Below are 17,919 nucleotides of genomic sequence, written 5' to 3'. Positions count from 1 at the left end.
GCCATGGCCCATTGGATGGACCGTTTAGCATCGGGAGAGCAATTTGATACCCGGCAATGGGTGGAGATCCTCAGTCAGTATCAGAACGAAACGGTGCGCGAAGCGCTGTTTGCCCGTGCCCGGCAAACCGCCCAGCGCTACTATGGCAATGCGATCTACGTGCGCGGCTTGATCGAATTTACCAACTACTGTAAGAATGATTGCTTTTATTGCGGCATCCGCCGCTCTAACGCCTGTGCGCAGCGCTACCGCCTGACGAAGGAGGATATTCTATCCTGCTGCGAGGAAGGCTATGCCCTGGGTTTTCGTACCTTTGTATTGCAGGGCGGGGAGGACGGCCGCTTTACAGATGATGCGATATGCGATATCGTGTCCGCCATGCGGGAGGGCTGGCCAGATTGCGCCATTACCCTGTCCATTGGCGAGCGCAGCGAGGAAAGCTACCGCCGGCTCTTTGCGGCCGGGGCGAACCGCTACCTGCTGCGGCATGAAACGGCCGACCCGGAGCACTACGCCAGGCTGCACCCGCAGGGATTGACGCTGGAGCACCGCAAGGCCTGCCTGTATGCGCTAAAGCGCATCGGTTACCAGGTGGGCAGCGGCTTTATGGTAGGCTCGCCCTACCAAACGCTGGAGCACCTGGCACAGGACCTGCAGTTTCTATCCCAGCTGCGCCCGCATATGGTGGGCATTGGGCCCTTTATCCCTCATCGTGATACGCCCTTTAAGGACTTTAAGGCGGGCAGCTTGGAGATGACGGTCTACCTGCTGGGCATTTTACGCCTGATGCTGCCGGGTGCCCTGCTGCCGGCCACTACGGCGCTGGGTACCATCAGCCCCAAAGGGCGGGAGATGGGGATCCTTGCGGGGGCCAACGTGGTGATGCCCAACCTTTCCCCGCTCTCCGTGCGCAAAAAGTACCTGCTTTACGATAACAAGATCGCCACCGGCGAGGAGGCAGCCGAGCACCTGGCCGCCCTGCAAAGAAGGATGCAGGCCATCGGGTATACCATCGTGACCGACCGGGGAGACTGTAAACCGGCGGCAAAGGGGACCCGCTGCTAAAATTTCCCTGAAAGGCTTGAAAAAGTCCGATATTTGATATATAATATCATTAAGAAGCTGATATTAATAATATTTTAACGGAGGGATAAATGATGCTGCATCCTAAGGTACACGAACTGCTGAACGACCAGATCAATAAAGAGCTGTATTCCGCCTATCTCTATATGGATATGGCCAACTACTATCAAGATGTAAATCTGAATGGCTTTGCCAATTGGTTCACCATCCAGACCCAGGAAGAGCGGGATCACGCGCTGCTGTTCATGACCTATCTGCAGAATAACGATGCGAAGGTGACCTTAAAGACCGTGGACGCGCCGGACAAGGTGTTCGACTCCTTCCGCGCGCCGCTGGCCGCCGCGTACGAGCACGAGCAGTATGTGACCAGCCTGATCCACAACATTTACGATGCGGCGTTTGAACAGAAGGATTTCCGCACGCTGCAGTTCCTGGATTGGTTCGTCAAAGAGCAGGGCGAGGAAGAGAAAAATACCGACGATCTGATCAAGCGTTTTGACCTGTTCGGCAGTGACGCCAAAGGGCTGTACATGCTGGATGCGGAGCTGGGCGCGCGGGTGTATGCTGCCCCTTCGCTGGTGCTGTAATTCTGATTGCCTCTTTGAAAAGGCGCGGCTTAATAGCCGCGCTTTTTGGTTCCCGGCAGGAGGATTTGAGGCGGGACGGGCCGAATAACCCTATAAGCGTAAACACTTTTGGAACGGGGGATGAGGAAATGGAGCTGAAAGAATTTTTAGAGATTATGGACAGCGGCAAAGAGGTCGATGCCACTTCGCAGACGCAACAGTTTATGTTGGACGCCGCGCAGGAGGCACTGAAACTAACAGCCGAATTAAACAGTGGTTACCACACGCCCCAGGAGATCTGCATGATTTTCTCCAAAATTATAGGAAAGCGCGTGGACCCCAGTTTTAGATTGTTTCCGCCTTTTTATACGGATTGCGGCAAGAACATCACTATAGGAAAGAATGTATTCTTTAATGCCGGATGCAAATTTCAGGATCAGGGTGGCATCACGATTGGGGACGATACGCTGATCGGACATAATGTGGTATTGGCTACGCTGAATCACAGCCTTTCTCCGGAAAAACGGGCGAATACGGTTCCCGCGCCCATCAGAATCGGTAAAAAGGTATGGATTGGCTCAAATGTAACGGTATTGCCTGGTGTGACGATTGGCGATGGTGCGGTGGTCGCCGCTGGGGCGGTCGTGACCAAGGACGTCCCTGGCAATACTGTTGCCGCCGGCGTGCCGGCACGGGTTATTAGATCAGTCGATTCATCCGACGGCAAAGTTTAATAAAAAGTAGAGGGAAAGGCATAACCGCTTTTGGCGGCCTTAGATATATCTTCATTTTGGTAATGTTTTTTTCAAAGAAAAAACGGCCCCCGCGTGACCAACGCGGGGACCGTTCTTTGCATTCCTTTAAGCGGAGAGATGGTTAGATCTCCACCAGTTCATAGTCCATATTGCCCAGGCCGATCTTCTGCCCGTGCTCCAACTGGCACTGCCAGCGGACGACCGGGTGCACGGCGGTAAAGTTATCCTCGCCCTCGTGACGCTCTTTATCCAGCATGCTGCCCGGGTTGGCGGGCTGAGCGTTGAACAGATCCGCACAGGCGGCGTCCAGCGCAACCGGGTCAAAGGAGGCCAGCATGCCCACATCCGGGACGATGGGCACATCGTTTTCCGCATGACAATCGCAATAGGGGGACACATCCACGATAAAGCTGATATGGAAGGCGGGCTTGTCCTTGACGACGGCCAGGGTATACTCGGCGATCTTCTTATTCAGAATGTCAAACGCCTCGTCCTGGGCAGCGTGCACCGCATCCGCCGGGCATACGCCGATGCAGCGGCCGCAACCTACGCACTTGTTATGGTCGATCTGCGCCTTGCGCGCTACAAAGGAGATGGCGTCATGCGCGCAGTTTTTACGGCAGGCGCCGCAGCTGATGCAATCCTCCTGCTGCACATAGGGCTTGCCGTTGGAGTGCATCTCCATTTTGCCCGCGCGCGAGCCGCAGCCCATGCCGATGTTTTTCATGGTGCCGCCCAGCCCCGCCTCTTCGTGGAGCTTAAAGTGGGTGATGGAGATCAGCACGTCCGCATCCATCACCGCGTGGCCGATCTTGGCCTCTTTAACATACTCGCCATCGATGGGCACCAGCTTTTCATCCGTACCCTTGAGCCCGTCGCCAATAATGACCTGGCAGCCTAGGGTAAAGGGATTGTAACCGTTCTCATAGGCGGCGTCCAGATGATCCAGCGCGTTTTTGCGCCGGCCCACATACAGGGTATTGCAATCCGTCATAAACGGCCGGCCGCCCTGCTTTTTGACCAGATCCACGATCACCTTGGCATAATTGGGCCGCAGATAGGCCAGGTTGCCCGGCTCGCCGAAATGGATCTTGATAGCGGTAAACTTGTTTTTAAAATCGATATTTTCGATACCGGCCGTTTTGACCAGGCGCTCCAGCTTCTGGAGCAGGTTCTCGTCAAAAGTGGCGTGAAAATCAGTAAAATAAACCTTGGATTTTGCCATTTTTTCTTCTCCCCTTTACATTCATACACCCTATTACAAATTTGCAAGACTATTTTATAATATCATTTTCTAATGTTTTTTCAAGGGTATATGCAAGAAACTTAGCGCTTGCTAAGGTTTTCTGGCAGAAGCCCCCCATTTTAATAGAATTGTGAAAAATTGTGCAAACCGTTGACGGGACGAGCGGGGCGCAATTATACTCAAAAGGACTGTGACTGACCAGTCAGTCACCTTCGGCCCCCTGGGGATGGGGACTAAAGGAGGAGCGGACCGATTATGTTATCTAAATTCAGCGTCAAAAAGCCGATGACTATCATGGTCGCCGTGATCACGGTGATCGTGCTGGGCATCATTTCCTTTACAAAAATGCAGACGGACCTGCTGCCCAGCATCAACCTGCCGTATGTGGCGGTGATCACGACCTATCCTGGCGCCAGCCCGGAAAAGGTGGAGCAGGGCGTGACCAAGCCGCTGGAAGCCGGGTTGGCTACCACCAGCGGGGTGGAGGAGGTCACCAGTATCTCCAGTGAGAACATGAGTATGGTGGTACTCAAGTTCACTGAGAGCACCAATATGGACAGCGCCATGATCGAGATGAGCGGCAAGGTGGATCAGATCAAGGGCCGGCTGGACGATGCGGTGGGCACGCCTCAGATGATGAAGATCAATCCGGACCTGATGCCGGTAATGGTAGCGGCGGTGGACGTTGACGGACTGAGCCAGGAGGAGGTATCCCAACTGGTCAGCGAAGAGGTCATTCCCTCTTTTGAACGGATCGACGGGGTGGCGCAGGTCAGCTCCATGGGCCTTGTGGAAAAGCAGCTGAAGGTGACGCTGAACCAGGAGAAGATCGACGCGATCAACGATACTATTTTAAGATCGGTAGACAGTAAGCTGGCGGATACGAAAAAAGAGCTGGATGAGGGCGAGGCCAAGCTCAAAGATGCCAAGAGCCAGCTGGAAAGCCAGAATAAGACCCAGACCCAGAAGTTGTTGGACGCGGAAGAGCAGCTTAACGAAGGGCGCTCGCAGTTGACCAGCGGGCGCGAACAGCTCAACAGTGCGCTTTCCCAGGCGGCCGATAAGCGCGCGGAACTGGAGACCCAAAAGCAGCTGGCAGATGTCGCCATCCAAAAGATGCAGGAGCAGGGGCTGGAAGTACCCCAGGAACTGCTGGATACTCAAACACAGTTGGCCGCGGGAATGGAGGCGGCGGACGCGGGTATCGCCCAGATCCAGCAGCAGCTGGAAGCGCTTAAGAGCAAAGAGAGCGAGTTGAATAAGGGGCAGACCCAGCTAGAGCAGGGCAAACTGGCACTAAGCCAGGGCATTGCCACGGCGCAGGCGCAGCTGCTGGTGCAGGAGGGAAAGCTGGCCGAGGGCCGCGCCCAGTTCGACCAGGCCAGCGAGGGCGCCTACGAGCAGGCCAACCTTTCGGGGCAGCTGACCAAGGATACCATCGGTCAAATACTCTCGGCACAAAACTTCTCCATGCCGGCGGGCAATATCGTAGAGGATGAAACGGCCTATGCGGTAAAGGTGGGGGACCTGTTTGAAAACGAAGAAGACCTCTCCTCGCTGGTGCTTTTCAACTTGGGCTTAGATGAGCTGGATACCGTTACGCTTGCGGACGTGGCGGATATCAGCTTTACCGATAACAGCGGCGAGATGTACGCTAAGATCAACGGCAACGATGGGATACTGCTCACCTTCTCCAAGCAGAGCACCGCCTCTACGGTGGAGGTATCCGATAAGCTGCGCGGGCAGATGGAAAAGCTAGAGCAGGAATATGAAGGCATGCACCTGACCGCGCTGAGCGACCAAGGCGTTTATATCAATATCGTGGTCAACTCCGTGATGGAGAATCTATTGTGGGGCGGCCTGCTGGCGATCCTGATCCTGCTGGTCTTCCTGCGCAATGTGCGCCCGACCATCGTGATCGCGCTGAGCATCCCCATCAGCCTGCTTTTTGCGATAGCGCTGATGTACTTTACCGGGGTCACCCTCAACATTATCTCCCTGGCCGGTCTGGCGCTGGGGGTAGGGATGTTAGTGGATAACTCCATCGTCGTGATCGAAAACATCTACCGCATGCGGGCCCAGGGCCTTTCGGCCGCCAAGGCCGCGGTGCGGGGCGCCGGGCAGGTGGCCGCGGCCGTTACGGCCTCTACGCTGACCACGGTATGCGTTTTCCTCCCCATCGTCTTTACCGAGGGGCTGAGCCGCGAGCTGTTTACCGATATGGGGCTTACCATCGCCTATTCGCTGGTGGCCAGCCTGATCGTTTCGCTGACGCTGGTGCCGGCGCTTTCCAGCTGGCTGTTGAAAAAGCCGGAGAAAAAGGGCCACCGCCTCTTTGACAAATTTACCGCTGCCTATGGCAAACTGCTGGCGCTGGCGCTGCGGCGCAAATCGGTGGTGCTGATCCTGGCACTGGTTCTGCTGGGGGTAAGCATCTATGGCTCCGTGCAGATGGGCACCTCTTTTATGCCCGAGAGCGACAGCAACCAGATCGCCGTGACGATGGAAATGCCCAAGGACAGCACCACCCAGGAGACCCGAGATATGGCCGACAAGGTGGCGGGCATCGTTGCCGAATTGCCGGGCGTGGACACCGTAGGCGCGATGGAGGGCGGCGGGCTGATGAGCGGCTCCTCCTCCGGCGGGGCAATCAGCATGTACGTGATTTTAGATGAACAACGCGACCAGAATTCTAAGGCCATCGCCCAGAATATTATTGACGCGACCAGCGAACTGCCCTGCGAGATCACCGCCAGCGGTACCGGTATGGACAGTATGACCGAGATGATGGGCGGCTCTGGCATCCAGATCGACATCTCCGGCGACGATATGGATCAGCTTAAAGCCATTGCCAAAGATGTGACCGCCATGCTCTCGGAGGTGGAGGGCACCCAGGAGATATCCGATGGCATGGAGGACGCCGAGATGGAAACCCGGGTGAGCGTGGATAAAAATAAGGCCATGGAATATGGGCTGACCACAGCGCAGGTCTACCAGCAGCTTGCCGCAAAGTTGGTAACCGAGACCACCGCGACAACTGTGACGCTGGGCGGGGAGGATTACCCCCTGATCGTCGCGGATGACCCGGGCGCGGCGCTGACGCGCGAAACGCTGGGCGAGCTCACCCTTTCGGGGACTAAGGACGGAGAGGCTGTTGACGTTCCCTTACAGGATATCGCGCAGATCACCCAGGCGCAGGGACTGACCAGCATCAACCACGAGAACCAGACCCGGCTGCTGTCTGTCACCGCGGCGGTGGACGCGCAGCATAACATTGGCCTTGTCAGCCGCCAGGTCGAGAGCAAACTGGCCGACTATGAGGTGCCGGAGGGCTACGAGATCGTCATCGCAGGCGAGACGGAGATGATCAACGATACGCTGGAGCAGCTGGTGCTGATGGTGGTGCTGGCGGTGGTACTGATCTACCTGATCATGGTCGCCCAGTTCCAATCCCTGCTCAGCCCCTTCATCGTCATGTTCACCATGCCGCTGGCCTTTACGGGTGGATTGCTGGCGCTTTGGATGTGCGGGATGGAGATCAGCATGATCTCGATGCTGGGGTTCCTGGTGCTGGCCGGTATCGTCGTAAACAATGGTATCGTCTTTATCGATTACGTCAACCAGCTGCGCGCTTCCGGCATGGAACGGCGTGACGCCCTGGTGCGCGCGGGCCAGACGCGCCTGCGCCCGATATTGATGACGGCGCTGACCACCATACTGGGCCTGACGACTATGGCGATGGGCATCGGCATGGGCGCGGAGATGATCCAGCCTATGGCGGTGGTCACTATCGGCGGGTTAAGCTATGCGACGCTGCTGACGCTGTTCGTGGTGCCTGCGCTTTACGACATCATGCAGCGCCGGCCGGTAAAAAATGTACAGTTAGAGGGGGAGCAAGTTGACCAGGCGTTATAGTGAAAAGGAGACCGCCATCTTTGCCGGCGTCATGGAGTTGATGCGCCGGGGCGAAGATCTGTATGCCATCAAGGCCGCGGATATCGCCGCCGCAGCGGGGATTGGCAAGGGGACGCTGTACAACTATTTTGCTTCCAAAGAGGAGATCATCCTGCAAACCCTGATCTATAACCTGCATACCGAGCTGGAGCGGGTGACGGCGCAGGTAAATGAAGCGGGCACGTTTATAGAAAAGTGCCGCATCGCCTTGGCCTTTGTGGAAAGCGGAGAGCGCAACCGCAACAGCATCATCCGCTATATCTTCCTGGGCAATGCCGGCGAGGATGCGCAGGCCCTGGTGCTTGAGGGGATGCAGGCCATCCGCAAAGAAAAAGAGCGGCTGACGGATTGCTTTTCCCGCGCGGTGGCCTGCGGCGCGCAAGAAGGGCTGTTTGCGCCCTGCGCAGACTTGGCCTATATCTCGCAGGTCTTTATCAGCGCGCTGATGGGCTTTGCGCAGTGCATCTGCCAGGAGGCAGGCCATTGTTCGGAAGATGAAGTAGAACGTTACCGGCAAAATGCCTGCCGGATCATCATCAAAGCGTTGCAATAAAATTGCGCCCCGGTACAAACCGGGGCGCTTTTTTTGAAGCGATTGATTGGACCTTTAGGTTGACAGATAAGACCCTCCATGCTATGCTGTATAAACTCTCATAAAATTAATGTTTATGCATAGGAGGAAAGCATGCCGTTCAATTTTTAATCGCTGGGTTCATATGCCTTGTTTGTACTTTTACATAGGCGTATCCTTTCAGCGTTGGAAGAAGAGCGGAGGCTTGCCTGGGGCGCAATAGTACCCTTATGTTGATTTAGCATCCGCTTAGGCGAATCGCCAGGCGGATGCTTTTTTGCTTTCCGCCCGCCAGACTTAAAGGGGAAAGGACGATACATGAAAAAGATCGAAGCATGGAAAAAGACGTTTGGCTGGATCTTGTCCGGCCAGGCTTTCTCGATCATCGGCTCGGGCGCGGCGCAGTTCGCGCTGATCTGGTGGATCACCACGACGACGGGCTCGCCCATGGCGCTGACGCTGGCGGCCGTGGCCGGTTTTTTGCCTCAGGCATTGGTAGGGCCTTTTGCCGGCGTATGGGTGGACCGGCTGGGGCGCAAGGCGGTCATGATGGTAGCGGATGGCTTTGTCGCGTTGGTCAGCGCGATACTGGGCATCGGCTTTATCGCCGGTGTGGCAACGGTAGAGTGGATCTATGCCGCGCTGCTGCTCAGAGCCGTGGGCACCGCCTTCCAAATGCCGGCGGCGCAGGCTGTGCTGCCGCTGTTGGCGCCGCCCGAGGCATTGACCAAGGTGAACGGTTGGAGCCAGTTTATCCAATCCGGCGGGATGATGGCCGGGCCGGTATTGGGGGCGCTGGCGCTGGAGGGGCTGGGCATGGCCGGAGTAATGGCCATTGACGTAGCCGGGGCCCTGCTGGCGGTGGGGACGCTGGTATTTATCAAGATTCCGGAGTTGGCCAAGCGCGCGGAAAAGCCGCACGTGGGCCGCGAGATGCTGACCGGGCTGCGCGTTTTGACCCGGCACAAGGCCCTGATGGCCCTTTCTATCCCGGTGCTGCTATGTATGCTGGTGTATGTGCCGGTAGGGTCGCTGTTTCCGCTGATGGTCAACGGCCATTTCGGCGGCAATGCGTGGCACTCCAGCATGGTAGAGCTGGCCTTTGCGGCCGGTATGCTGCTCTGTTCGGCCGCGCTGGGGATATGGGGCGGCGCCAAACGGCAGTTTTTGATGATATCGCTGGGGATCGCTGGCTTTGGCATATTTTTGATGGTCAGCGGCTTTCTCCCATCCTGGGCGATCTGGATATTTGTGGGGCTCAGTTTGCTGATGGGAGCGGCTGGAAACCTGTTTTCCGTGCCCTTTATGGCCTATGTCCAGGGTGCGGTGCCCCCGGAAACGCTGGGCCGGGTGATGAGCATGATCACTACCGCCATGGCGCTGGCTACGCCGGTAGGGCTTTTTATCGCCGGACCGGTGGCGCAGGCCATCGGCATCGCTCCATGGTTTGCCTATTCGGGCGGGGCGATCATCCTGATCGGCCTGCTGTGCCTGGGGATGACGCGGCGCTATGAGCGAGGCACCTCTGCTATGGAAGAGCAAACAGAGCGGTAAAATACCGGTGCGGTTCAGGCTTTTGGGCTTGTTCCGCACCGCTTTTTCATTGTATAATGGGGGAGCTTTGCAGTTTGAACAAACGAGAAGGGACGCTGAATATCAATGGCTCGCAGACGCTACCTGATCCTGGCGAACAGTTTTGTCATCCTCCTGGTCATGGGGATCTCCTACGCCTGGTCGATCTTTGTCGGCCCCTTGGAGGCGGATTTCGGGTGGAACCGTGCACAGACCTCCATGGCTTTTACGCTGAACCTGATCGCCTTTTCCGGCGGGACGATATTGACGGGGATCCTCTCAAAGCGTATCTCCTTTACCCGGATCATCCAGATCGGCGCGGTGATGCTGGGCGCGGGCTTTTTGTTGACCACCCTGATCCAGACCCCCTGGCAGCTGTACTTAACCTATAGCCTGTTGTGCGGCGGGGCGGTAGGCATGTGTTACAATGCCATCGTATCCACCGTGCCGCTGTGGTTTCTGGATAACCAGGGCGTGGCCACCGGTACGCTGATCATGGGCTATGCCTTTTCCAGCAGTATCTTGGGTCCTGTTTGTCACGCGATCATCACCGCCCAGGGGTGGCGGGCCGCCTTTGTGGTGCTGGCGGTGGTCAATATGGTGATCCTTTTTGCGGGCAGTTTCTTGGTCAAAGTGCCTACGGGCGAACAGTTGACGGCGTTGCCGCAGCCGGCCAAAGCGGCCCGCCTGGGCAAGCGGGATTTTACCGCCGGGCAGATGATCAAGACCCGCAGTTTTTACCTCTATTTCTTCTATGTTATTATCCTGGCGGGCGTGGGTCAGGTGATCATCAACCACCTGGGGCCGGCCATTAGCCAGGATATGGGCCAATCCGCCGCGTTTGCCGCGGGCGTGGTCAGCGCCATCTCCATTTGCAATGGCGTGGGACGCGTGTTTTGGGGCATTGTGTTCGATAAGATCGGCACTAAAAAGACGCTGCTGGTGATGTCCGCCATCTACACGCTGGTGTTGGGGCTGGTCTACCTGGCAGTTGTGATGAAGGCGGCCATGCTGGCAGCGGTGGCGGGTTGCATGCTGCTGTTCACCTATGGGGGCAACGCTACGACGATCCCCACCATTACGCGTAAGCTGTTTGGCGAGAAGCACTTTTCCATGAACTATTCGGTGATCAGCCTGACCAACCTTTTGGCCGCGCTGATGCCCAGCATCGCCGGGATGATGCAGACCAGCCAGGGCAACTATACCATGGCGTTTTTAAGTATCGTGATCTGCAGCGCGCTGTCGATCGGCCTGGCGGCCATGATGAAAAAAGAAGATTAAACGAAGCGGCCCTGCTTTTTCGACATAGAGCGGCGGTTGCATTACCATATGCGATGGCCTATACTAAGAATAAGAAATGAAAGAAAAGGGATACGGAGGACGATATGGCTAAACGGATGCAAAAGATCGGCGCCATTTGCGCCTTGCTGGCGATATGCGTAGCCTTGTGCGGCTGCGGACAGGAGGCGCCGGAGGCCAGCGCGACGCCGGAGGCGCCCACGCAGGCGGCGCAGGAAACCCCGGAAGCCACACCCCAGCCCAGCGCGAGCGCGGCGGATGATGAGACGCGCGCGCAGGCCTTGCAGGATGCGGCGCAGAACGTGGCGCATTATCTGTATGAAGAGCTGGAGCCCAAAGTGGAGCCTTATTCGGGCAAGGCGCAGGATAAACTGACGCTGGAGGGCAAGACCTATTTTGCCTATACCGTGCGCGATGGCGGGGACGGGACGGACCTGGGATATGTCGCGGTATCGGATGAGGGCACGGAGAATTACTTTAAAGGCGTGGACGATACGGAATTTAAAAAGGTATATTAATGCTTGTCGGAATATAGCGCCGCGGCTGATGGATGCCGCGGCGCTTTTTGTCCAGAAAACAGAGGGGTTTACCCCCTGGCTGCGGTTGACAGGGCCGGGCGCGAAGGGCATAATAATAAGGGCAGGTAGGACCTGGACGTTTAATAACCGGGTTAAAATAGGCGCCGCCGTGAAAGGAAGCAAATGACCAGGGAGGACGTGCTTTACATTTCGGATATGGATGGCACCCTATTGCGCGGAGATGCCACGCTTTCCCCTGCGTCCCGGGAGAAGCTAAAGCGGATGCTGGGCGAGGGGCTGCGCTTTACCGTGGCTACGGCCCGTTCGCATCATTCGGCCCTGCAGATCTTGGAGGGGGTGCCCCTGAACCTGCCGCTGATCGCCAACAACGGGCTGACGCTGGTCGCCCCGGATGGACACGTGATCGACCGGGCGCTGCTGACCCCGCGCGAGAGCAGGCTGATGATTGAGGCTTACCTTGAGGCGGGGCTTTTGCCCCTGGCCATGGTGATGGAGGCGGACGGCAGCCAGCGGGTGTATCATCCGCCGGCGCGGGACGAATACCAAAGGCAGTACCTGGCCGGGAGAAGCTCCGATCCCCGGCTGCGGGAGACCGGCGATCTGTACGAGGTGGTGGAGATGCCGGTGGTATCCATCAATGCCAAGCAGACCTTTGCGATCATGAACCCGCTGTGTGAAAAGTTCCGCCAGGCGGGCATCGGCTGCCATTTTTCCGAGGATATCTATACCCCGGGGCTGTGGTGGCTGGAGACCGGCAACGCTGCCGGCAGCAAAGCGGCCCGGGCGCTGCAGTTAAAGGAGCTGACCGGGGCAAAGCGGCTGGTCTGTTTTGGGGATAACCTCAACGATCTGTCCATGATGGAGGCGGCAGATGTGGCGCTGACGGTGGATGAAGGCAAGGCGCAGGTCAAGGCGCTTGCAAAAGGCGTGATCGGAAGCCATGAACGGGACGCGGTAGTCCGGTATATAGAGAAACTTTGGGATGAAAAGGAGAGCCTAAGTTAAGTGGAAACGTTGAATTTTGAAAAGGCCATGGCGGGGCTGCCCGCCCTTCCGGATGCGGAAAAGATCGATGCGATTTGGAAAGCGGCGCTGGAGAAGATGCACGGCGTGCGCATCATGGTACTGGACGACGACCCCACCGGCGTGCAGACGGTGCACGATATCCCGGTGTTTACCGATTGGAGCGAGGAGGCCATCGGCGCGGCCATGGCGGGGGATTATCCCTTGAGCTTTATCCTGACCAACTCGCGGGCCTTCTCCGCGCAGGAGACCGAAAAGGCCCATGAGGAGATGGCGCAGCGCATTGCCGCAGCCGCGAAAAAGGGCGGCTATGGCTACCTCATCATGTCCCGGGGAGATTCCACCCTGCGGGGACACTACCCACTGGAGACCGACGTACTGCGCCGCACCATGGAGCGGGCAGGGGATAAGGTGGATGGCGAGATCATCTGCCCCTACTTTGCCGAGGGCGGACGCTTTACCATCGACAGCGTACACTACGTCAAAATGGGGCAGGAACTGGTGCCTGCCGGGGAGACCGAGTTTGCCCGGGATGCGACCTTTGGCTACCGTGCCAGCGACCTGCGTGATTGGGTAGAGGAAAAGACGGCTGGACGGATCCAGGCGGCACAGGTGGAGAGGCTGACCCTGGCAGAGATCCGCAGCGGCGATGTTGAAGGGATAGCGGAGAAATTGGCCGGATTAAACGGCAGGGCGCTGGTGGCGGACGGCGTGTGCGAAGGCGATATGCGCCTGCTTTCGGCTGCCATTGCGCTGGCCGTGGCCAGTGGCAAGCGCTTTATCTTCCGTACGGCCGCGGGCCTGGTCAAGGCGCTGGGCGGCATCGAATCCCGGCCGCTGCTGGGGCGGGAGGAGTTGCGCCTGCCCGGCGGCAAGGGCGGGCTGATCTTGGTGGGTTCCCACGTGCAAAAGACCACCGCGCAGCTCAATAGCTTGCTGGAGTTGGAGGGCGTGGTGCAGCGGGAGTTCGATATCACAAAACCGCTGGAGCAAGAGTCCCGTGCGGCCAGGGCCTGGGCCGAAGAAGCGCTGCAAAAGGGCCAGGTGGCGGTGATTTACACCTCCCGCAAGCGGGCGCAGGTGCCCGGCGGGCCGGAGGAACAGCTCAAGTTCTCGGTGGCGGTCTCAGCTGCGGTGACCGATATTGTAAAGCAGCTGGAGGTAACGCCGGGTTTCCTCATCGCTAAGGGGGGCATAACCTCCAGCGACATCGGCATTAAGGGCCTGGGCGTAAAAAGGGCCATGGTAGCCGGTCAGGCCGCCCCGGGCATCCCGGTATGGCGCTGCGGAGAGGAGAGCCGCTTCCCCGGGCTTAGTTACGTCATCTTCCCCGGCAATGTGGGGGATGAAGATACATTGCGCAATATGGTTGCGGGGCTGCGTTAGCCCTGCGAAAATGTAAAGGAGAGAACAAAATGGGTAAAAAAGTAGCTGTGGTCCATACCAGCCTGGTCTCGATCAACGAGCTCAAGGCGCTGTTTGCCGAGATCTTGCCGGACGTTACGATGTACAACATCATCGATGAGAGCCTGCTGGCGGAAGTCAAGGCCAACGGCGGGGTGACCCCGGGCATCCAGAAAAGGATGAACGCCTATTATGTCTGCGCGGATTCGCTGGGGGTAGACCTGATCCTCAACCAGTGCTCATCTGTTGGCGAGGCGGCGGACATCGCGGCCAAGCAGATCACCACCCCGGTGCTCAAGATCGACAAACCCATGGCCGAGGAAGCTGTGCGCCTGGGCAAGAAGATCGCTGTGGTGGCCACGGTGGCCTCTACGGTGGCCCCGTCGGTACGCAACGTAGAGAATACCGCCAAGGAAATGGGCAAGGAAGTGGAGGTCGTCCCCTATCTGGTGGATGGCGCGCTGACCGTGCTGATGGAAGCCGGCGGGCAGGAAAAGCACAACGCCATGGTGATGGGCGCGGTGGAAAAAGCCGCCCAGGAGTGCGACGTGGTGGTGCTGGCCCAGGGTTCTATGACGGTATTGATCCCGTTGCTGGGCGATATCAAAGTGCCGGTGCTGACCAGCCCGCGCATGGCGGTCGAGCGCATTAAAAAAGAACTGGGTCTGTAAAGGATGATAAAAAAAGGCTCCGGACATTCCGGAGCCTTTTTTTGATTGCCTTTTATTGCAGCAAAATGACCAGGCCGGATAGCGCCATAAAACCATAGATCAGCTTTTGCAGATGATCCGCACGGATCTTTCGGGCAAAGCGGCGCCCGAAGAACATACCGAAGATCACCACCGCAAGGCCCATGCCAAAGTATTGCAGCACTTCTAGGGTGATCACCCCACTGAAGGCCCGAAGCGCGGTGGTATATAGATTGGTGATCAGCGAAAAGCCCTGCATGTTGGCAAAATACTGCTCCCCATCCTCCCCGGCGGTGGAGAGAAAATAGACTACGACCGGCGGGCCGCCCATGCCGAACAGCCCATCGAGCACTCCGCTCAGTCCCCCGGCGATCAGCCCCGCGCGCGGCGAGGGATGGATGTGAATTTTAGAAGAGAAAAAGACGAAATACAGGCTCATGGCCACCAGCACCCCGCCCAAGCATTTTTTGAGAACCGCCGCGGGCATGGCGCCCGCCACCACCAGCACCATGACCGCGCTGACCACCAGGTAACTGGCCAGCGTGGGCAGCACGTGCCGCCATACGATCTTTTTGCGCATGCGTATGGCCATGGGCAGCGTCATCCCCAGCGAGAGCATCACCGAGATCGCCACCGAGATCTGCGGGCTGGGAAGGAAAAAGGGGAAGACCGAGATCACAAAAATGCCAAAGCCAAAACCGCTGATGGATTGGATCAGGCTACCGCCCAGTACGGAGGCCAAAAACAGTGCGATAACGGTAAAGTCCAAGGGCATAGCCTCCTTCTATAGCCTGAATTCGTACAGAAATAACCATATCATAACAAGGCAGCGTTAGACAAGGGTTTGGCATGCGGGCACATCTAATTTTGTGGCAAAGCGGATGTAATTTTGGGCCAGATGCGCTAAAATAAAGGCAAATCCAGCAAGAGGGGGCGGGGGCTTGGCAGCAGGCAAGCGGGAAAGAGAAGTGGAACTGGCGCTGACAGAGCAGGTCATGGCGCAGGTGATCTGGCGCAAGCGCAGAACGATGACGCTGCGGGTGGAACCAGATGGCCGGGTGCGCATCCTGGTGCCCTGGCATGCCCGCAGCCAGGACGCCTTGCGGTTTGCCCAGGCCCATCTTGACTGGATCCTGCGTCACCGGGAGGGTGCGCTTGCGCGCCAAAGGGCGCGGCGTGGACTTATATCGCTCTCGGGCGGCGAAATTCCTGTTTTAGGGGAACTGACGCCTTACCGGGTAGAGGTGCTGCCGGGATATAAGGATGAAGTGCATACTGAAGCGGGCGGCCTTTGCGTTACCCTGGGCGCGGCCCAGGAACAGCAGCTGCGGGAGGCCCTGGAAGCTTATCTAAAGGCAGTGGCAAAAGAGACGATCGCCCGGCGGATAGGCGTTTACCAGCCCTATTTTACCTGTGCGCCCCGCTCTTGGCGGGTGGGCAGCGCCAAAACGCGCTGGGGCAGTTGCTCCGGGCAGAACCGGCTGAACTTTTGCTGGCGTATCGCCATGGCGCCGCTGCCGGTCTTAGATTATCTGGTGGTGCATGAGATGAGCCATATGGAGCACCACGACCATTCGCCGGCCTTTTGGGCGAAGGTGGCGCAGATCCTGCCGGATTACGCGCAGCGCCGCCGCATTTTGCGCGAGCAGGGCAGCATGTGGGGATTGAATTAGGAAAAGATGTCCAAGTAAGATCAAGGGGTTTAATATTGGTTCTTTGTAATTTAGTAAATAGGGAGGCGAGATTTCCCGTATCACGATGTGCAAAAGGCGCATTTGTGGTATGCTTTTGATGTGGTAAAACGTGTTTTTAGACGCGGCGGCGAATAAGACGGATAAAGGGGGAGAAAAAATGGCATTATTACACGTAAACTTTTTTTCGGATGTATTGGCGATCAGCGCGTCCATGGATGTGATCCTGCCGCAAAAGGTGAGCAGGCAGGTGGGTATGGGGTCGGCTGGATCGGATAAGCCGCTGCCGGTGCTCTATCTGCTCCACGGCATGAGCGACGATCATACCATCTGGCAGCGGCGCACCTCTATCGAGCGGTATGTGGCCGAGCTGCCGCTGATCGTGGTGATGCCCACCACGGGCCGAGGCGCCTATACGGATATGAAACATGGCTACCGTTACTGGACCTATATCAGCGAGGAACTGCCCCAGATCGTGCATGAATTCTTTCCGCAGGCCTCTTGGCGGCGGGAAGATACCTTTGCCGCCGGCCTCTCGATGGGGGGATATGGCGCCTTTAAGCTGGGGCTGCGCTGCCCGGATAAGTTCGCAGCTGTGGCGGCGCTTAGCGGCGGGTTGATTCGGGATTCGGAGCACATGCTGCAAAACCCGGTCTCGCAAAACGACTTTGCCATCACCTTTGGCACGTTGGAGGAGTACCGCGGCAGCGATAACGACCTTTTGGCCGTGGGCGAGCGCCAGCTGGCCGCAGGCGTACCGCTGCCCCGGCTGTTTATGTGCTGCGGTACGGAGGATGCGGCCTATCCGCCCAATGTACGGTTTTACGAGCAGTTTAAAGACCGGATGGATATCACCTGGTTTGAGGAGCCCGGCATCCACGAATGGGGCTTTTGGGACCGGAACATCCAAAAAGTGTTGGATTGGCTACCGATAGAAGGGAGATAGACCATGGAATTATTGGAAGGGATCTTGACGCGGCGCACGGTGCGCAAATTTACCGGCGAAAAGTTGAGCCATGAGCAGATCGAAAAACTGATCTACCACGCCTCGCACGCGCCCAGCTGGGCCAACAGCCAATGTGTGCGCTTTGTGGCGCTGACGGAGGATGCAGCCCGGGAGGCCATGGCCCGCCAGGCCTGCACGGGCAATAACGTCAATAACGTGCTGGGAGCGGCGGTGGTATTCGTCCTTTGCGGCGTAAAGGGAAAGAGCGGATACCTGGGCGGCAAGGTAGCCAGTCCCGACCCCGCGGGGTGGATGATGTTCGACTGCGGCGGTGCTGCGGAGGCGCTTTGCCTGGCGGCGCACGGGATGGGCCTGGGGACCGTGCAGATCGGGCATTTTGACCAGCAAAAGGCCGGAGAACTGATAGGGCTGCCGGAGGATATGCAGGTAGTGGAGCTGATCGCCTGCGGATACCCGGCCCAGACGCCCGAGAAGCCCAAGCGGCTGGAAGTGGGCGAGCTTTTGCGGTATAATCATTTTTAGAGCGCCAGGGCGCAATGCCCTGTGGAATTTTAAAGGGG

16 protein-coding genes are annotated in these 17,919 nt (G+C 57.7%); 14 read left to right on the top strand and 2 right to left on the bottom strand.

The features are described from left to right. Window positions 1–3: 3 nt before the first annotated feature. The 3 genes from hydE to H8699_RS03630 all read left to right on the top strand — a co-directional run bounded on the left by hydE (window position 4) and on the right by H8699_RS03630 (window position 2,383). Complete coding sequence (gene hydE / locus H8699_RS03640) at window positions 4–1,065, top strand: [FeFe] hydrogenase H-cluster radical SAM maturase HydE (RefSeq protein ID WP_249284522.1); 1,062 nt, start codon at window positions 4–6, stop codon at window positions 1,063–1,065. A gap of 92 nt (window positions 1,066–1,157) precedes the next feature. Continuing rightward, window positions 1,158–1,670, top strand: a complete 513-nt coding sequence (locus tag H8699_RS03635) for a ferritin (RefSeq protein WP_147518594.1) — start codon at window positions 1,158–1,160, stop codon at window positions 1,668–1,670. A 128-nt stretch (window positions 1,671–1,798) separates the two neighbouring features. Further along, entirely contained in the window at window positions 1,799–2,383 is a 585-nt protein-coding gene (locus H8699_RS03630; protein ID WP_249284521.1) for a DapH/DapD/GlmU-related protein, read from the top strand. 142 nt (window positions 2,384–2,525) lie between these two features. Here the strand turns inward: H8699_RS03630 and H8699_RS03625 are convergent, their stop codons facing one another. Continuing rightward, window positions 2,526–3,629: a DUF362 domain-containing protein gene (locus tag H8699_RS03625; protein WP_249284520.1), complete on the bottom strand. Its 1,104-nt coding sequence runs from the start codon at window positions 3,627–3,629 to the stop codon at window positions 2,526–2,528. Window positions 3,630–3,905: 276 nt separating this feature from the next. Here H8699_RS03625 and H8699_RS03620 point away from each other — a divergent pair, with 276 nt between their 5' ends. The 8 genes from H8699_RS03620 to H8699_RS03585 all read left to right on the top strand — a co-directional run bounded on the left by H8699_RS03620 (window position 3,906) and on the right by H8699_RS03585 (window position 14,683). Further along, complete coding sequence (locus tag H8699_RS03620; RefSeq protein WP_249284519.1) at window positions 3,906–7,565, top strand: efflux RND transporter permease subunit; 3,660 nt, start codon at window positions 3,906–3,908, stop codon at window positions 7,563–7,565. After that, entirely contained in the window at window positions 7,549–8,157 is a 609-nt protein-coding gene (locus H8699_RS03615; RefSeq protein ID WP_249284518.1) for a TetR/AcrR family transcriptional regulator, read from the top strand. The genes H8699_RS03620 and H8699_RS03615 overlap by 17 nt, the downstream gene beginning before the upstream one ends. Window positions 8,158–8,493: 336 nt before the next feature. Beyond that, window positions 8,494–9,729 (top strand): MFS transporter, encoded by a 1,236-nt coding sequence (locus H8699_RS03610; protein ID WP_249284517.1) that lies wholly within the window; start codon window positions 8,494–8,496, stop codon window positions 9,727–9,729. Between the two features lie 105 nt (window positions 9,730–9,834). After that, window positions 9,835–11,028: an OFA family MFS transporter gene (locus H8699_RS03605; RefSeq protein ID WP_249284516.1), complete on the top strand. Its 1,194-nt coding sequence runs from the start codon at window positions 9,835–9,837 to the stop codon at window positions 11,026–11,028. Window positions 11,029–11,132: 104 nt separating this feature from the next. Continuing rightward, entirely contained in the window at window positions 11,133–11,564 is a 432-nt protein-coding gene (locus tag H8699_RS03600; RefSeq protein WP_249284515.1) for a hypothetical protein, read from the top strand. A 183-nt stretch (window positions 11,565–11,747) separates the two neighbouring features. Beyond that, window positions 11,748–12,590 carry an HAD family hydrolase gene (locus H8699_RS03595; protein ID WP_249284514.1) on the top strand — a complete coding sequence of 281 codons (843 nt, stop codon included), beginning with the start codon at window positions 11,748–11,750 and terminating at the stop codon, window positions 12,588–12,590. Beyond that, window positions 12,591–13,994, top strand: a complete 1,404-nt coding sequence (locus H8699_RS03590) for a four-carbon acid sugar kinase family protein (protein WP_249284513.1) — start codon at window positions 12,591–12,593, stop codon at window positions 13,992–13,994. A gap of 29 nt (window positions 13,995–14,023) precedes the next feature. Further along, on the top strand, window positions 14,024–14,683 hold the full coding sequence (locus tag H8699_RS03585) for an aspartate/glutamate racemase family protein (protein WP_147518469.1): 660 nt from the start codon (window positions 14,024–14,026) through the stop codon (window positions 14,681–14,683). Window positions 14,684–14,735: 52 nt separating this feature from the next. On the opposite strand, the gene H8699_RS03580 is transcribed toward H8699_RS03585, so the two are convergent. After that, window positions 14,736–15,470: a sulfite exporter TauE/SafE family protein gene (locus H8699_RS03580; RefSeq protein ID WP_249284512.1), complete on the bottom strand. Its 735-nt coding sequence runs from the start codon at window positions 15,468–15,470 to the stop codon at window positions 14,736–14,738. A gap of 172 nt (window positions 15,471–15,642) precedes the next feature. Between H8699_RS03580 and H8699_RS03575 the strand changes: the two genes are divergently transcribed. The 3 genes from H8699_RS03575 to H8699_RS03565 all read left to right on the top strand — a co-directional run bounded on the left by H8699_RS03575 (window position 15,643) and on the right by H8699_RS03565 (window position 17,881). Next, on the top strand, window positions 15,643–16,374 hold the full coding sequence (locus tag H8699_RS03575) for a M48 family metallopeptidase (RefSeq protein ID WP_249284511.1): 732 nt from the start codon (window positions 15,643–15,645) through the stop codon (window positions 16,372–16,374). Between the two features lie 178 nt (window positions 16,375–16,552). Further along, complete coding sequence (locus H8699_RS03570; protein ID WP_147518466.1) at window positions 16,553–17,338, top strand: alpha/beta hydrolase; 786 nt, start codon at window positions 16,553–16,555, stop codon at window positions 17,336–17,338. 3 nt (window positions 17,339–17,341) lie between these two features. After that, window positions 17,342–17,881, top strand: a complete 540-nt coding sequence (locus tag H8699_RS03565) for a nitroreductase family protein (RefSeq protein ID WP_249284510.1) — start codon at window positions 17,342–17,344, stop codon at window positions 17,879–17,881. Window positions 17,882–17,919: the final 38 nt, after the last annotated feature.

The sequence above is a fragment of the Luoshenia tenuis genome (genome assembly GCF_014384745.1).
Lineage (GTDB): Bacteria > Bacillota > Clostridia > Christensenellales.
Note: the sequence above shows the minus strand (reverse complement) of the source record. Positions and strands in the feature narration are given on the sequence as shown.